Origin of the sequence: Prosthecobacter debontii, from assembly GCF_900167535.1 — a bacterium.
Classification (GTDB): domain Bacteria; phylum Verrucomicrobiota; class Verrucomicrobiia; order Verrucomicrobiales; family Verrucomicrobiaceae; genus Prosthecobacter; species Prosthecobacter debontii.
This window is the reverse complement of the sequence record NZ_FUYE01000020.1, coordinates 57,191-72,354: the sequence shown is the minus strand read 5'-3', so window position 1 is coordinate 72,354 and position 15,164 is coordinate 57,191. Positions and strand designations below refer to the sequence as shown.

Below are 15,164 nucleotides of genomic sequence, written 5' to 3'. Positions count from 1 at the left end.
CTTCGCTCGCACCCTGCGTCACCCATGAAGTATAATTGCAATGGCCTTGGCCGCCGAGATTTCCTCCAGACAGGCTTTGCCGCGCTGGGTGGGATCGCTTTCTCGGATATTCTGGCTCTGCGTGCCCAGGCGGCTCAGGCACGTGGCAAACTGAGCCCTGATCAGATCAATTGTATCCTGGTGTGGTTGGATGGAGGTCCATCGCATTACGAGACATTCGATCCTAAGCCTGAAGCTCCCAAAGAGATCCGGGGGGAATTCAAATCCATCCCCACGTGCGTGCCGGGGGTTCATTTCAGCGAAACCCTGCCTCGGCTGGCCAAAAGCTTTAACAAGTTCACGGTCGTTCGCTCCATCTGTCACAAGGATCCCAATCACGGTGGAGGAAATCATTATTTAATGACGGGATCCCCCACTCCGGTGCCCGTGGGGTGTGGGGCATTTGTAAGCTTTCATCCATCGTTCGGCTCCATGGTTTCTCATGAGCGCGGTATTCGCGGTGGCTTGCCGGCTTACATGAGTCTGCCTGCGGCCTCGCGCTCTGGAGGTCCGAATTTCCTCGGAGCCCAGCACGCGCCATTTGTGATTGGAGGAGATCCCAACAGCAAGTCCTTCCGTGTGCGTGATGTGGCCATCCCACAAGAGATCAGCGAGGGGCGAGCCATGAGTCGGAATCGCCTGCGAGCCTCGCTGGATAACCTCAAGCGCATTACTGATAAGGCGGCTGAAGATCCGACGGTGGGTTTCGACCAGTTTTATCAGCAGGGGCTTGAGCTTGTCACTTCTCCGACAGCTCAGGCGGCTTTTGATCTGAGCAAGGAATCTGAAGCCACACGTAAGCTCTATGGTGAAAATGACTTCGGCCAACGCTTGCTTCTAGCGCGCCGTTTGGCTGAGGTGGGCGTCTCTTTCACCGTCGCCTATTGGGGCGGATGGGATCATCATCGTGATATCTTTAAAACTTTCAAAGGTGGGTTTGCCGACAAGCTGGATCAAGGATTGAATGGATTGATCACTGACCTCGACCAGCGCGGGATGCTGGACAATACGCTGGTCATTTGTTTGGGTGAGTTTGGCCGCACGCCGAAGGTGAATAAGGATTCCGGTCGGGATCATTGGCCGGGCGCGATGAGTGTGCTGATGGCAGGTGCGGGCATCCCTGGCGGACAAGTGGTGGGAGCCACCGACCCCAAGGGCTACTACGCTGCCGAAAACATTTATTCGCCTGAAGACTTTGCGGTCTCTCTCTACACCAAATTGGGGATCGATCCGCACCAGGTTCTGCACACCAACACGGGTCGCCCCCTGCAACTGGTGAATGGCGGCAAGCTGATCAAGGAGCTATTCGTGTGAAGAACAGAGTCGTGACGAGAGTCTGGAGAGTGATTCTCCCCGGTTGGATCAAAGGCATCATCGGCGTTTACTGTCTGGGTGGGCACACTCAGGCAGTCTTAGCCGATGCGCCGAGAATGGAGGCACTCTTCCCCGCAGGAGGGCAAAAGGGCTCCAGCTTTGAGGTCTCGGTGACCGGGAAGGTGGGAGCTGAATGCCGACTCTGGACCAATGCTCCAGGGGTCTTCTTCATGCCGACTGGGCGTAAACAGGAGTGGCGGGCAACGGTGTCGGATCAAACGAAGCCTGGCTTGTATCTCGTTCGTGCCATCAATGATGAGGGAGCTTCAGAGCCTCGGTGGTTTAGCATCGGATCGTTTGCTGAGATGCTTGAAAATGAGCCTAACGATGAGTTGGGTAAATCTCAGGAGGTGACGAAATTACCGATCTGCATCAATGGTCGCCTCGATAAAGGTGGAGATGTGGATGGCTATGCCGTGCGCTTAGATGCTGGGCAAACGCTCACGGCCGTGGTTGAAGCGTATGCGCTAGGTTCCGGTGTGGATATGCTGGCTCATGTGATAGATGAAAAGGGGATTCGTGTTTTGACCGCCAGTGATGGGCGTAACTTAGACCCCTCATTGGCTTTCAAGGCCCCCGCAGCGGGGCTCTATACGGTGCAACTCGCGGGTTTTGCCCATCCGCCGGTGGCAGATGTCCGGTTTACCGGCGGTGCGTCGGTGGTGTATCGTCTTCACCTGACCCGAAGTGCGGTGGCGACGCACCTATTTCCGCCAGTCGTGAGCAGGCAGGGTAAACATGACGTCACTCTCGCAGGTCCAGATATTCCGGCCAGCCAGAGCAAATACAGTTATTCACCGAATGAGCTTCAGGTGTTCGAACCATGGGTTCAGTTGACGCCTCCAGCGGCCGTATTGCCTCTCCAGGCGGTGGTAACATCTGAGGCTCCGATCCTTGAAAAGGAACCGAATGACAGCCGTGAACAAGCCACTTCCATAACGACCGTGTATGCCAGCGGCGTGATTCAGACGAAGGGAGATGTGGATCGCTACGCCGTGGAAATGAAAAAGGGGCAGAAGCTTCAGGCAAGAATCTGGGCCAAACAATTGGGACTCCCTTTGGATGCAATCGTCTCAGTGGAAACTCCAGATGGAAAGGTGATGACTTCCAGTGATGACGTCAGCGAGCTGAACCGTGATCCACTTTTGACCTGGACGGCAACGAGCGAGGGGCAGCATCAAATCGTGGTGGAGGATCTGATGCATCAGGGCAGCGCCCAACATGCTTATGTGTTGGAGGTGAGGCCCCCTGAACCCGACTTCCAAGTGGATCTGGTTGACGTCAAGGCCCTACTGCTAGAGGCCGGGAAAACAGTCAGTTTGAAGGCAAAAATCAAGCGTCTGAATGGATTCAAAGCTCCTTTGGTCGTTCGAGCCTCTGGCTTGCCTGTGGGTGTGCATGCCCCCGACGTAACCGTGCCAGACAAAGATGGAGAAGTTGAGCTGAAGATTCACGCCGCCGTGAATGCTCCTGCGAGTGGACAGCCGATCCAAGTGGAGGTCTGGACTGGGGGAGAGGGGGCCCAAATGCATGTTGCCCAAGGAGCACTACGGGGTGAAAATCAGCGGGGCACCTCGCTCCTCGATACAACGTCCCAGGTGTGGGTGACGGTCAAACCGAAGCGAGACTGAAAGGTCCCATCACCCTAAAAGGGCTTCCAGGCGCTTTACGCTGACAGGTTGGGCGGTGCCAAGTTCTTGGGCAAAGACGGAGACTCGGTATTCTTCAAATAGCCAGCGGAACGCTTCGCGATTGGCCTCGCTCACTTCCTGTTCCCAGCCATTGAAGTCTTGAATGTAGGCGGCTTTCTCCAGATCTTTGGCGGGGTTGTTGGAAGCTCGCTCGGCGCGAAGAAGAATGGCTTTGAGGTAGCGAGGAAGGTGCTGGAGCTGAGTGTGGGGAGTCGCTGTCAGAAGATTGGCGGGAACCAGCCGATTGACGTCTTGTTCCAACCCCGCATAACGCCGAGGGAAGGCCAGGATTTTGGTCCTGAGATCATCGATTTGTTTCAGCAGCTCACGCACTCGATGGGTGATGGCGGGTAAGTCACGCTTGGCGCGCTCGCACATCTCCAGAAAGCGCTTTTGGCTTAGAGGTAGCAATGGATCTAGGCGCAAGACATGCGCCAGGATGTGATGATAGGCAGCCTCGGAGCGATTCTCTTGTGAGGAAGCCGATGGTGAAGCGGCGGATGAGCCCAAAGCTGCCAGACCACTTTGAAAGCTAAAGTTTTTCTGGGCTACGGGTTTGATATCCAGTACGCGCAACTCTTTGTGCAGCCAAGCTAGATCCTTGCCTAACCAGTTTTCAGCGAGTTTACGAACCGCTGCTGGACTGTGCTGAAGAGCCTCGGCAGGTGTTTTGAAAAGACGGATATCCACCTCATCGTCCCGAAGCTTGAGTCCTGGGTAACCCAGCACAGGGACGTTATGGATCACCTCGACCTGCAAGGTTTCCGGCAAGTCGCCAAAGGACCAAGTGGTAAGAGCATAATCTTCGAAACGTTTGGCCACCTCGTCCCAACGGCTCGACTTGCGCTCCTGCTTACGCACGGTTTCACGAATGCTGTCGAGATCGCGACTGGTCAGCACGGTCTTATTTCCCTGAGCGATGACTTCGACGCGAGGTTTGAGGTAATCGGGCAGAGACTGCTCGTTCCAGTCGCTGGCCTGGACTTCTAAACGGTAGCGTTGGCGAAGAAAGATTGCGAGGGCTCCGTGGAAATCTTCACGTCCCGGATTGAAGTCACGAACGATCTCACGGGCTCGAGCTTCGAGGGGTAAGAGTTCACGCCGAACGTTTTTCGGGAGAGCACGAAGCAAGGTGAGGATTTGCTCCTCGCGCAAGCCGGGAACCATCCACAGCACTTGCCCGCTGGTCAGATGTTCCGCCATGGGCAGCGGCACCTGGACCGTGACGCCATCGTCCTCTTGGCCGGGTTTATAGGCGTAGGTGATCGGCAGCACGGCATTCCCTACCGGCGCAGTATCGGGAAACATCTGGAGATCGCATGAGAGATCGTCTCCCCCGGTGAGATCTTCCTCGCGCGCGCAGAGAAACCCGGGCTCTTCGCGAACGCGGGCATTCACCAGCTTATTCAGATCATGCACGGACGAGATGTTCTGGAGCCGGGCCCGGTAGAACTCGAAGAGATGCTCCTCGACGGCATAGACACGGCTGCTGCGCACACGAGTCAGAGCGGCCTCCAGACGATCGCGAAGCTTCTGGTTATGCTGGAAAAAGCGATGCGGCAGATGGGTGGTGCCCTCCAATAAGGCCCCGCGAATGAACAACTGGGTGGCGGCGATGGGATCGATCTTACCGAAGTCAATCGGTTGGCGTTTGACCTCCAAGCCATGCAGGAGCAGTCGCTCTGTCACGAGCACGCGCCCGGCTTTAGCGCTCCAATGAGGTTCACTGTAGCGGCGCTCCAGCAAATGGGCTCCCAGTTCTGCGGCCCACTGCGGATCAATCCGAGCCAGAGTGCGGGCGAAGAGCTGAGAGGTCTGAACGATTTCTCCCGCAACGATCCACAAAGGCTGGCGGGTTTTCTCTTGGCCCGGTTTGCCGCCCTGCTTCTCGCGGCGTTCATAGAGGTGGGAACCTGGGAACACTGTAACCTCGCGGTTGCCGGCGGCTTTGTAGAGGTTGCGTTCGAGACGTGTGGCGATGTGCCCCAAATGACCGGCGAGGATGCAGCGATGGAGCGCTTGTTGGTTGGCCTGCTCCTCATCTGGCTCGCTCTCCTTCACCGTGACTTTGTCCCAGGGCGAATTCGAAGCGGCTTGGGGCGCACTAGCGGTTTTTTTAGCGACTGGAGAGGGCGGCGAAGCTGCCGAGGATGCTTGATGGGCAGCTCGACGGTCTTCACGGAAGGTGTCCCGCAATTGCTGCCAGACATCCCGCCATTCCGTCATGCGGGTAAAGCTCAGGAAGTTGGCTTTACAGAATTTACGCAGTGCGTTTTTGCCAGTGCTTTCCGGTTCTGGCATTGCCCGCCAGATCTTGATCAGGCCGAGAAAGTCAGATTCAGGCGTGGCGAAGCGTTTGTGAGCGGCCTGGGCTTGCTCTCGTTTCTCTTCGGGACGTTCACGCGGATCGGGGATACTGAGACCTGCCGCGATGATGAGCATGTCCTCCAGGCAGTGTTCCTGGCGGGCCTGGAGCAGCATGCGGCCAAGAGTCGGGTCCAGCGGCAGCGCGGCTAATTCTCGTCCTGTCGGGGTCATCTCATGGGTTTCCCCCAGAGCTCCGAGTTCGTGGAGGAGGTCGTAGCCTGCACGGATGGCCGCACTGACGGGAGGATTGATGAAAGGAAAGGTCTCGATCTCGCCTAACTTAAAGGCCTTCATCCGAAGGATGACTTCAGCTAAGTTCGAGCGCTGAATTTCTGGCTGAGTGAAGCGAGGTCGTTTATTGAAGTCCTCCTCTTCGTAGAGGCGGATACACACCCCATCCTGAAGACGTCCGGCACGTCCGGCACGTTGATTGGCGCTGCTCTGGCTGATGACCTCCACAGGCAGGCGTTTGGTGCGCGTGCGTGGATTGTAGCGGCTCATGCGTGCCAGTCCCGTATCCACCACATAGCGGATGCGGGGAAGCGTGATGGAGGTCTCCGCCACGTTGGTGGCGACGATGACTCGGCGTTTGGAACCTGGAGAGAAGACGCGTTGCTGCTCGTGAGCGGCCATGCGGCCAAACAATGCCAAGACCTCCATGCCTTTACCCAGACGCCCATCCAAGAGATCTCGGGTGTCGCGGATATCGCGCTCGGTGGGCATAAATACCAAGACGTCGCCATCACTGGTCTCGATCAGCACCTCTTCGACCGCGCTTACCGCTGCTTCGATATGGCTGGGGTCCTCGTCATCTTCACCTACCGGTTGATAGCGGATCTCCACGGGATAGAGTCGCCCGGACACCTCAATGATCGGAGCATTGCCAAAGTGAGCGCTGAAGGCCTCGGTATCAATCGTGGCGGAAGTGACGACCAGTTTCAGGTCGGGGCGTTTGGTGAGAAGGCTTTTGAGATAGCCTAACAAAAAGTCAATGTTGAGGGACCGTTCATGAGCCTCATCCAGGATCAGCATGGAATAGGCACGGAGCAGGGGATCACTCTGAATCTCGGCCAGCAAGATGCCGTCCGTCATGAACTTCACGCGCGTGTCGCGGCTCGTGTCGTCACTGAAGCGCATTTTGCAGCCGACTTGGCGGCCCCAGGTCACGTCGAGTTCCTCCGCCACCCGTTTGGAGACGCTCATGGCGGCGACACGCCGAGGCTGGGTGCAGCCGATCATGCCGGGATTTTCTCCCAGCACCTCCAGACACATTTTGGGTAATTGGGTCGTTTTGCCTGAGCCCGTTTCCCCCGCAAGGATCACGACTTGGCTGTTGCGGATGGCCGTGAGGATGTCTTCACGACGCGCAGTGATGGGGAGGTCTGCGGGGTAACGGATCAAAATCGGGAAGGGACGTTGGAGGGGCACCTAACATGCCGATAAATGGGCTGTGAGCAAATGCCGCGCACCGTCCACAGGGGATCTAGAGGCGCCGCCAGCGTGCCCGGTGGATGGAGCGTCCGCTCTCAAGCCAGTGCTGCTCGAAATCTGTGGTGGGATAAAAGAACGCGTCTTGGGGCCAGTCCAGAGCCTCGAATTCCGGCCTTGAACCCAGGCTGGCGAGGGCGTCTTCAAAGTAAACGCGGTCATCCGTTTTCAGCAAAAACTCACCGCCTGGTTTGAGAATGCGAGCTAGGCCAGTGAGGAATTCGTCCTGATTCACCAGACGTCGAGCCGCGTGGCGTTTTTTGGGCCATGGGTCAGGACAGAGTAAGTGCAGGCGCGAGACACCAGCGGTGGGCAGCAGCCAGCCGACCGCGTAGCCGCTCTCCACTCGCATGACTTTGGCATTATCCAGACCTCTGCGATTGATTTTGCGGCTGGTTTTGGACACGCGTCCCAGCATTCTCTCGACACCTAAAAACTGACGATCTGGAAACTGCGCAGCCATCCCGAGGAGGAAGGTGCCTTCGCCGCTGCCCAGATCGACCTCGAGGGGGCGGGAGGTATCGGCAAAGACTTCACTGGCTTGCAATTCACGAAAATAATCAGGCGGAATAAAGAGGGACATTACGATTACAAATGAGTCGTGACATTCATCACTCTGCAACGTAATCCGTATATCAAGACAGTCTTCATCCGTCTGTCTGAACCTTCGAGACATTCCAACTGACCATGAACCGCCGCTTTTTCATCACCACTACCGGGGCCGCAGTTGCAGGCTCTCTTCTCAGCACTGGAGCTCAGGCCGCTACCAGCATCACTCTTGATCAGGCCCCACTGCCTTACCCTCCGGAAGCTCTGGAGCCGCACATTGATGCCACGACCATGAACATTCACTTTGGCAAGCATCACGTGGCCTACATCACCAACCTGAAGAAAGCCCTGGATGAAGCCAAGCTGGAGACCTCCAACGTGGTGGAACTGATCAGTGGCATTTCAAAGCTGCCCGAGGCCGTGCAGACAGCTGTGCGCAACAATGGCGGTGGTCATGTGAACCATACCTGGTTCTGGCAGTGGATGGCCCCAGCAGGCAGTGGTGCGACAGCCCCTGAAGGCAAGCTGGGCGAGGCCATTCAGAGCAGCTTCGGCAGTGTGGACGACTTTAAAAAACTTTTCAGCGAGGCTGCCGCGAAGCGTTTTGGCTCCGGCTGGGCTTGGCTGATCGTCAAAGCCGACGGCAAGCTGGCAGTGACCTCCACTCCGAATCAGGATAACCCGCTCATGAAAGGCGTGGTTGCAGACAGCGATCTGGGGACACCGATCCTGGGTCTGGATGTCTGGGAGCACGCTTACTATCTGAAGTATCAGAATAAGCGCCCCGACTATGTCAGCGCCTGGTGGAACGTGGTGAACTGGGATGCCGTTGCCAAAGGTTATTCAGCGGCTAAGGCCTGATTGAGGCATCTCCTATGGCAGCCTTGATCGAGGTTAAGCTCACGGAGTTGGCGCAGTTGTTCAATTCAATGGACCCTTCGCCATTCCATGAACGTGATCTCGATCATGACGCTGAGCAGTTCATCGTGAGTTGGGCGCAGGAGCATCCACGGGATGAGGAACTGCGCCTGATCATTCATTTAACGTCGCCACTCTCGCCGGGGGACTCTACGTCCGTCCCGTCGGTGCAGGAGTCGGTGCGGCATTACTTTGCCTACCGGGCTGATTTGCTCTGGAGGGAGTTTCGCCAGCTCATGAAAGAGGGAAGGATCTCTCTGCTGGTCGGGCTCACCTTCCTGGCTCTCTGTCAGGCTGCGTTGATCCTTTTCATTCCGACGACGGCCGAGGGGATCGCTTCCCTGTGGCCGCCACTCTTGGCTAAAACGAGTAGCTTCCTTCGAGAAGGGCTAACGATCGTTGGTTGGGTGGCCATGTGGCGTCCTTTGGAGATTTACCTCTATCGTTGGTGGCCCCTGTTGGCAAAGCGCCGACTGTATTCCAGGCTGGCACGCATGGGCGTCGAGATTCGTCCGGCGGCTTCTTGAAGGATTCGGTGAGGATTGTTACGCTCTCGAAGCGTATCCCCGTCATGAAACGCTCTCTTTTTATCGCGATCTTGTGTCTTTGCCCCTTTCTGCTGATGGCGGCTGATAAGGTTAAAGACGTCACCCCAGATGAAGCAGAGAAACTGATCTCGAAATCCGAAGTGACCGTGCTGGATGTGCGGACGGAAGAGGAGTTCAAGGAAGGTCACATCAAGGGGGCGAAGAACGTCGATATCATGAGTAAAGACTTTGCCCAGAAGCTGGCGCAGCTCGATAAAACCAAACCCGTCTTGGTCCATTGCCAAGCGGGAGGGCGCAGCACGCGTTCTCTTCCCAAGTTAGAGCAGGCTGGCTTTAACGAAATCTACCACCTCAAAGGCGGTATGAGTGAGTGGCAGGAGAAAGGCAAGCCGGTGGAAAAATAACAGGAACAGCCAGCCCCTCAAAACAACAAGCCGCACCAGGAGTGCGGCTTGTTGTTTTGAGCTGTCTTGGGGCGTCCTTATTCCTTCACCACCTTACCACCCAGAGATAGAATGCGCGCCTTGCCTTTGGCGTCTTCCGCCTCGGCGATCTGGCCATTGCGCACATACATTTGAGAAAGTCCTGTCCAGGCGAGGAGATCGTTGGGACGTAGGGTGGTGGCCATGAGACCTGCACCGATGGCTTCTTTGATCTCGCCGGTTTTCAGGAGAGCCATGCCGAGAGCTTGCCACCCGTCAAAAAACTGGGGGTCCAGAGCCACGCATTGACGGTAAAGAGCGATGGCTTCGCTCAATTCACCAACGGCCAGGTGACCGTTGGCTTCATCGAGAAGATCTTCAATCGGGAGTGAATCACTCATGGAAATAAACTCCCTGAATCACTGCCTGATTAGGCTTGGGTGATCAGCATTTTGGCTTTGGACTCTTCGCGACGGCGGTTGAACCAAGCGTCGAAAAGGCGGGTGCGCTCCTGGTCGGCACGGCTGTTGCCCAGGTTGTCGCGCAGGTTGGCGCTATCGTCCCGCTTGCGCAGTTCTTTGGCCGTCACATAGACGAGAAGAGAACCACTGTCGGTATCGATGACCTTGCTCAGTTCACCGGCAGCCACGTCCTGGGCTTGACGAGCGATCAGGTAGCCGTTGGCGACGTCCTGGGCGGGTTCTGCCACGGTGATCTCAGTCACAGGGGAGAGGGTCAGTTTCTTTTCCTTGGCCAGATCGGCGATCTTCTTGCCTGCTTTCAAGCCATCCGCCAGAGCCGTGCGGGCATCATTGACGGCTTTGGCCAAGGCTTCTTGGGCTTTCTGAGCCACCAGCGTTTCTTTGACCTTGTCCTTCACTTCAGCGAGTTCCTGCTGCTTCGGCTCTTCGACCTTGGTGACGGCGAAGATATAATAACCGTTGCTGCCTTTGACCGGGTCGCTGATGGGGCGAGCTTCGGGATTGTTAGCGAAGATGGCGTCCACCAGTTCGCGCTCGGATTTGAGAGCTTCTGGGGCTGCGTCTTTCGTGAAGAGGTCGGCCTTCAGCACGGTCTCCTTGAGGGTTTTGGCGATCTCGTCAAATTTCGCTCCTGGGGCAATGCTGGCGTCGTTGAATTTATTGACGCGTTCCACCACTGCTTGCTGCAGCTTCTGGCGCTCTTCGAGAGGCTTTTTGTCGAGGTCTTTAGGATCCTCAAAGTGGACGTAGCTGATCGCACGCTTCCCGGCTGTCTTGTAATTGTCTTTGTTTTCGTCGTAATATTTCTGGATGTCTTCGTCCTTAACTTCGGCAGTCTTTTTGAAGTCTTCGAGTTTGAACTCGATGGTGTTGACCTTCAGCGTCTGATATTCACTGGCGTAGGCTTTCTCTGCTTCCAGAGGACCGGCGGTGTAGTTACCTCCCACTAGGTCTTTCAGCTTATTGTAGCCGATGCTCAGCTTCACCACTTCCAGCATATCGGCACTGCTAAAGCCATAGGAGCCCAGGGTCTGTTCGACGGTGTAGGCGCGCTGCTCACTGAAGCTGCCGTTTTCCTGCATGGCAGGGAGCTTCATCAGGGCGTTTTTAGCTTCCGCATCGCTAGGATGGATGCCCATGGATTCCATTTCATGCTGAAGCACGATTTGGTTCAGGATGAAGTTACCCCCGCGGGAGTCGTCACCACCGGCACGAGACAGGCCGCTCATCAGATCGAACATCTGCAGCATGTAGATGATGTTCATGCGACGCTCCAGACGCTGGGCTTCAGCGATGGTGTAATTGCGCCCATAGATGGTGAAGGCGGTGTCGGTAGGTTGGCCGACTTGAGTGTGATCACTCCGCTTCCAGCCGCCCCAGACGGAGAAGCTAATGATGATGATCACGGTGACTGTGATGAGGAAAGCCCCACGATGACGGCGGAAAAATTCGAGCATGGCTGGCGGAAGGTGAAACGGGCGCGCAACTAAGCCGCTGCCCTCCCAAGGGCAACCGGAAAATCAAGAACCTAAGATTGTGACGGGGCCCCCATTGGGGAATGCCTCCTATTGGCGAAATCGGAGGGAGAACAGGTCGCTGTCTCGAAGGGTAAACCGCAATCGAATGGGCTGCCCCGCCAGCTTTGCCAGGTCCTGGCCGTTCTTCCAGCGTACAGGGAGTTCGATTTGATCTCCCGTGACCGGTTCACAATCAGCCAAGGAAAAGCCAGGGATGGGAGTGCCGTGCACGTCTTGAATCTCGACTCGAAGCTGACCCACGGCGCTCCCACTGAAATTGAGGATGAGGGTTCGGCCTGTGAAAGTTATCGGTTTGGTCAGAAACTCTCCCTCCTCAGCCCCCGCGTGAACGGATGCAAAACCATCGGTGCGGAGCGTGTAGCGGTCACCACTGCGATGATAGATGGACATTTCCTGCGGACCTGTGGGCAAGACATTGCAGGCGACGTAATTGGCCCGATTGACCCAGCGGTTGGGATCGAGACCCGGCCGGATGAAGGCTTCTTTAAAAGTACGGTCAAAGGCCTCGGTTCCCGCTCGGCTGGTCATGAAGAGCACGTCCGTGACGTTGTTGGTGGTCTCACTGCCTTTCTTTTCACCGACTCCAGGCACGTAGCGGGTAGGAAGCGCGATGTAGAGATGCGGTGCGCGGAAATAGGGATGCGTCATACTGGTGTAGAGATGCTCTCCGGGTTGATTGGGCTGCATGGCGGCTGGCGGACTCCAGGTGATGAAATCCGGTGATGTGCTGCGGCTGATGGTGCGCAGCCGATCCGGCTCACTCCAGGTGCGGAAGTAACAGACGTATTTTTGCTCGGCCTCCGACCAAAACGAGACATTGGGAGAATCGAAAGCGTGTCGCCATTCGGGGCGGTAAGGGATGGCTTCGTGTTTCTTTGTCCAATGAATGCCGTCAGGGGAAACAAAGGCGAACAAGCCTCGCCCAGGTTGTGTCGTGCCGCGTTTATCTCCAGGGCCAGGATAACCCGCCAAGGCCTTGTAACGCTCTTCCTTCGGGATGCCAGGACGGTTATCGAGGAAGGGCATGAAGTTCGTGAGAAAGGGCGGCATGTTCGCCAGGATCACGTTGTTATCCCGACTGCCGTTCGCTTCGTGCAAGCCCAGCTTGGGAAAGGTCCATTCATGGCCATCCTTGCTCTCGGCATACTGGATGATCTCGCCTGGATGACCGCTGTGAAAGGGGCCTTTGTAGTTTGAGTCACTGCCGCGATACCAGGCCCGGAACAGATCGCCATCCTTGATCACCGTCATCATGTGCTGAACGGGAAGGGGAGACTGAGGACGCGGGGCCTTCACCGGTTCATGCAGCTTCAGTGAGGTCTGTGTCAGACTTTCGATGAGGTAGGGATCGACAAACAACTCCAGGCGTGAACCCAGGGAGATCGGCTCAGCCGCCGTGGCAGCGAGGCCGGGCCAGAGCCAGACAAGGGATGGAATCAGGAGCGTGCAGACCTTCATACGTTCCGTCTATAAACGGAACCGTTCGAGTCAGCTTTGCGAAGCCTGTTTTCAGTAGAAAACGGCTAACCAATAAACGCATCCATCAGGATCAAAAATCCGTGCCGGAGTAATCGCTGGGCATGCGCCAATCACCACGTGGGGAGAGGGCCACCGTGCCCACTTTAGGACCATCGGGCATAGAGGAGCGCTTGAATTGACTCTGCACAAAACGGCGCAGGAAGACCGTCAGCCAGCGCTCGATCACCTCAATGGGGTATTTATCACTGAAGGCTTGCTCGGCGAGGTAGAGGATCTTGGCTTTGCCGCATCCATGCCGCACGAAATGGAAGAGGAAGAAGTCATGCAACTCGTAAGGCCCCACGGTATCTTCGGTTTTCTGCTCCAGACTCCCATCCGCTCCAACAGGCAGGAGCTCAGGGGAAATCGGCGTGTCGATGATATCATGCAGGATAGCCCCTGCTTCAGTTGCATAGAGCTCCGTAGCGCACCATTCGATGATGTATTTCACCAGGGTTTTCGGCACCCCGACATTCACGTGATACATGGACATGTGATCGCCATTGAAGGTGCACCAGCCCAAGGCCGACTCGGATAAATCTCCGGTGCCGACAACGATGCCTCCCGTTTGATTGGCCACGTCCATGAGCACCTGAGTGCGTTCGCGTGCTTGCGCGTTTTCATACGTGACGTCGTGCAATCCTGGTGGGTGGGAGATGTCCTTGAAATGCTGCTCCACGGCGGGGCCGATGGGGATGGTGCGCAAGGGAATGCCCAGGGCTTCGGCGAGTTTCTCGGCATTGCCTTTGGTCCGGGCCGTGGTGCCAAACCCGGGCATGGTGATGGTGAGACCTGCCTCCCGCGGCATCTGAGCTCTCTTCAGAGCTTCGATCATCACCAGCAGCGCCAGCGTGGAATCCAAGCCGCCGGACAGACCTAAGACGGCCGTCTTGCTTTTCGTCTGGCGCAGGCGGCGTGCTAAGCCCGTGGCTTGGATGGCAAAGATTTCTTCGCACACCGCAGTGCGATTCACCCCTGCGGGAGGCACAAAGGGATGCGCTGAGATCGGGCGCCTAAGGCCGTCATGGGCAGGGCCACGATGATCACCGAGATGAAAGGTGACATGGGTGAATGACTTCGTGGCGGCCGCATCTCTGAAAGCCGTGCTCCGCAGCCGCTCATGCTCCAGGCGCTGAAGATCCACATCGGACATAACCGAACGTGTGTCAAAACTGAAGCGCTCGGTTTCGCTCAAGAGCATTCCATTCTCGGCGATGATGCCGTGTCCCGAGTAAACGGTATCCGTGCTGGATTCTCCCGCGCTCGCTCCGGCATAAACATAAGCAGCCAGACAGCGTGCGCTTTGCTGAGTGACTAGGGTACGACGGTAATGAACCTTGCCCAGCAGTTCGTTACTGGCGGAGGGATTGGCTAAAAGCGTGGCCCCGGCGACAGCCGCGTGGCTGGAGGGCGGAATGACAGTCCATAAATCTTCACAAATCTCGACCCCCACCACAAAGCCAGGCAGGTCCGTGGCCTCAAAGAGCAGATCCGTGCCGATCGGGGTGCCATCGTCTGTGTGACCTGACGTCAGCGTCTCTGCAGGGGAAAACCAGCGCCGTTCATAAAACTCACCTGCGTTGGGCAAAAAGGTTTTGGGAACAAAGCCGAGAATCTCACCCGCCGCGATGACCGCAGCTACATTGTAAAGGCGCCCCTGCACTGCCAAGGGAAGGCCGACAATGAGGCAGCAACCCAGGCCCGAGCTGGCTTCAGCCAACTCCTGAGCGCCTGCGAGGGCTTGCTGCTGAAGCGTGCGCAGGTAAAAAAGATCAGCGCAGGAATAGCCTGTTAGGCTCAGTTCAGGAAAAACGATAAGCCGACAACCCTCTTGCGCGAGGCGCTGCATTTCGCCTTTCAAAACGGCGACATTGGACGCGACATCCCCAAGTGTCAGCTCGGGAGATACGGTCGCGACACGCACGAAACCGTATTGCTCTCGGAGGCTGCTGGGGAGGGGTGGGTTGGGCATAGAAAGGACGATAGCATGTCTCTGCGAGCAGGCATCGAAGAAAAAAACACCTTGCATCTCGCCTCTCCCTCCCTCAAACTCCCCTTGTTCCTGGTTCTCTCAATCAGGTGAACACTGGTGACTGCTCCGGCGATTGGAGCTGTGATTTCAAAAAGCCAAGGCTCACGAAATCCATCCTGCGACAGGTCTCGGCCTGTAACTGAGCAGACACCGCGGCAAGGCCGCTCATTCCCCCAAATTCCATTCCTATCTCCCACA

The 15,164-nt window shown here is 56.7% G+C and carries 11 protein-coding genes; 5 read left to right on the top strand and 6 right to left on the bottom strand.

Going from position 1 to position 15,164, the window contains the following annotated elements:
- The first annotated feature begins 24 nt into the window (after nucleotides 1-24).
- Both B5D61_RS22030 and B5D61_RS22025 read left to right on the top strand, forming a co-directional pair.
- Nucleotides 25-1,353 carry a DUF1501 domain-containing protein gene (locus B5D61_RS22030; RefSeq protein ID WP_078815604.1) on the top strand — a complete coding sequence of 443 codons (1,329 nt, stop codon included), beginning with the start codon at nucleotides 25-27 and terminating at the stop codon, nucleotides 1,351-1,353.
- Nucleotides 1,350-3,044 (top strand): PPC domain-containing protein, encoded by a 1,695-nt coding sequence (locus B5D61_RS22025; RefSeq protein ID WP_139373424.1) that lies wholly within the window; start codon nucleotides 1,350-1,352, stop codon nucleotides 3,042-3,044. The genes B5D61_RS22030 and B5D61_RS22025 overlap by 4 nt, the downstream gene beginning before the upstream one ends.
- 9 nt (nucleotides 3,045-3,053) lie before the next feature.
- Here B5D61_RS22025 and hrpA read toward each other — a convergent pair whose 3' ends face one another.
- Together hrpA and trmB are read right to left on the bottom strand one after the other, a co-directional pair.
- Entirely contained in the window at nucleotides 3,054-6,872 is a 3,819-nt protein-coding gene (gene hrpA, locus B5D61_RS26870; protein ID WP_245846585.1) for an ATP-dependent RNA helicase HrpA, read from the bottom strand.
- 82 nt (nucleotides 6,873-6,954) lie between these two features.
- Nucleotides 6,955-7,542, bottom strand: a complete 588-nt coding sequence (trmB, locus tag B5D61_RS22015) for a tRNA (guanosine(46)-N7)-methyltransferase TrmB (RefSeq protein ID WP_078815602.1) — start codon at nucleotides 7,540-7,542, stop codon at nucleotides 6,955-6,957.
- Between the two features lie 104 nt (nucleotides 7,543-7,646).
- On the opposite strand from trmB, the gene B5D61_RS22010 reads away from it, so the two are divergent.
- The 3 genes from B5D61_RS22010 to B5D61_RS22000 are packed head-to-tail and all read left to right on the top strand — an operon-like array spanning nucleotide 7,647 to nucleotide 9,378.
- The gene (locus B5D61_RS22010; protein WP_078815601.1) at nucleotides 7,647-8,369 is read left to right on the top strand and encodes a superoxide dismutase; all 723 of its coding nucleotides are present in this window, start codon (nucleotides 7,647-7,649) and stop codon (nucleotides 8,367-8,369) included.
- A gap of 14 nt (nucleotides 8,370-8,383) precedes the next feature.
- A complete protein-coding gene (locus B5D61_RS22005; RefSeq protein WP_078815600.1) occupies nucleotides 8,384-8,953 on the top strand; it encodes a hypothetical protein in 570 nt (189 codons plus the stop codon).
- 44 nt (nucleotides 8,954-8,997) lie between these two features.
- The gene (locus tag B5D61_RS22000; RefSeq protein ID WP_078815599.1) at nucleotides 8,998-9,378 is read left to right on the top strand and encodes a rhodanese-like domain-containing protein; all 381 of its coding nucleotides are present in this window, start codon (nucleotides 8,998-9,000) and stop codon (nucleotides 9,376-9,378) included.
- Nucleotides 9,379-9,455: 77 nt separating this feature from the next.
- Here the strand turns inward: B5D61_RS22000 and B5D61_RS21995 are convergent, their stop codons facing one another.
- The 4 genes from B5D61_RS21995 to B5D61_RS21980 form a co-directional block, all read right to left on the bottom strand.
- The gene (locus B5D61_RS21995; RefSeq protein ID WP_078815598.1) at nucleotides 9,456-9,797 is read right to left on the bottom strand and encodes a tetratricopeptide repeat protein; all 342 of its coding nucleotides are present in this window, start codon (nucleotides 9,795-9,797) and stop codon (nucleotides 9,456-9,458) included.
- A 29-nt stretch (nucleotides 9,798-9,826) separates the two neighbouring features.
- A complete protein-coding gene (locus B5D61_RS21990) occupies nucleotides 9,827-11,335 on the bottom strand; it encodes a peptidylprolyl isomerase (protein ID WP_078815597.1) in 1,509 nt (502 codons plus the stop codon).
- Between the two features lie 108 nt (nucleotides 11,336-11,443).
- Nucleotides 11,444-12,874 carry a glycoside hydrolase family protein gene (locus B5D61_RS21985; RefSeq protein WP_078815596.1) on the bottom strand — a complete coding sequence of 477 codons (1,431 nt, stop codon included), beginning with the start codon at nucleotides 12,872-12,874 and terminating at the stop codon, nucleotides 11,444-11,446.
- A 91-nt stretch (nucleotides 12,875-12,965) separates the two neighbouring features.
- The gene (locus B5D61_RS21980) at nucleotides 12,966-14,906 is read right to left on the bottom strand and encodes an NAD(+) synthase (protein WP_078815629.1); all 1,941 of its coding nucleotides are present in this window, start codon (nucleotides 14,904-14,906) and stop codon (nucleotides 12,966-12,968) included.
- Nucleotides 14,907-15,164: the final 258 nt, after the last annotated feature.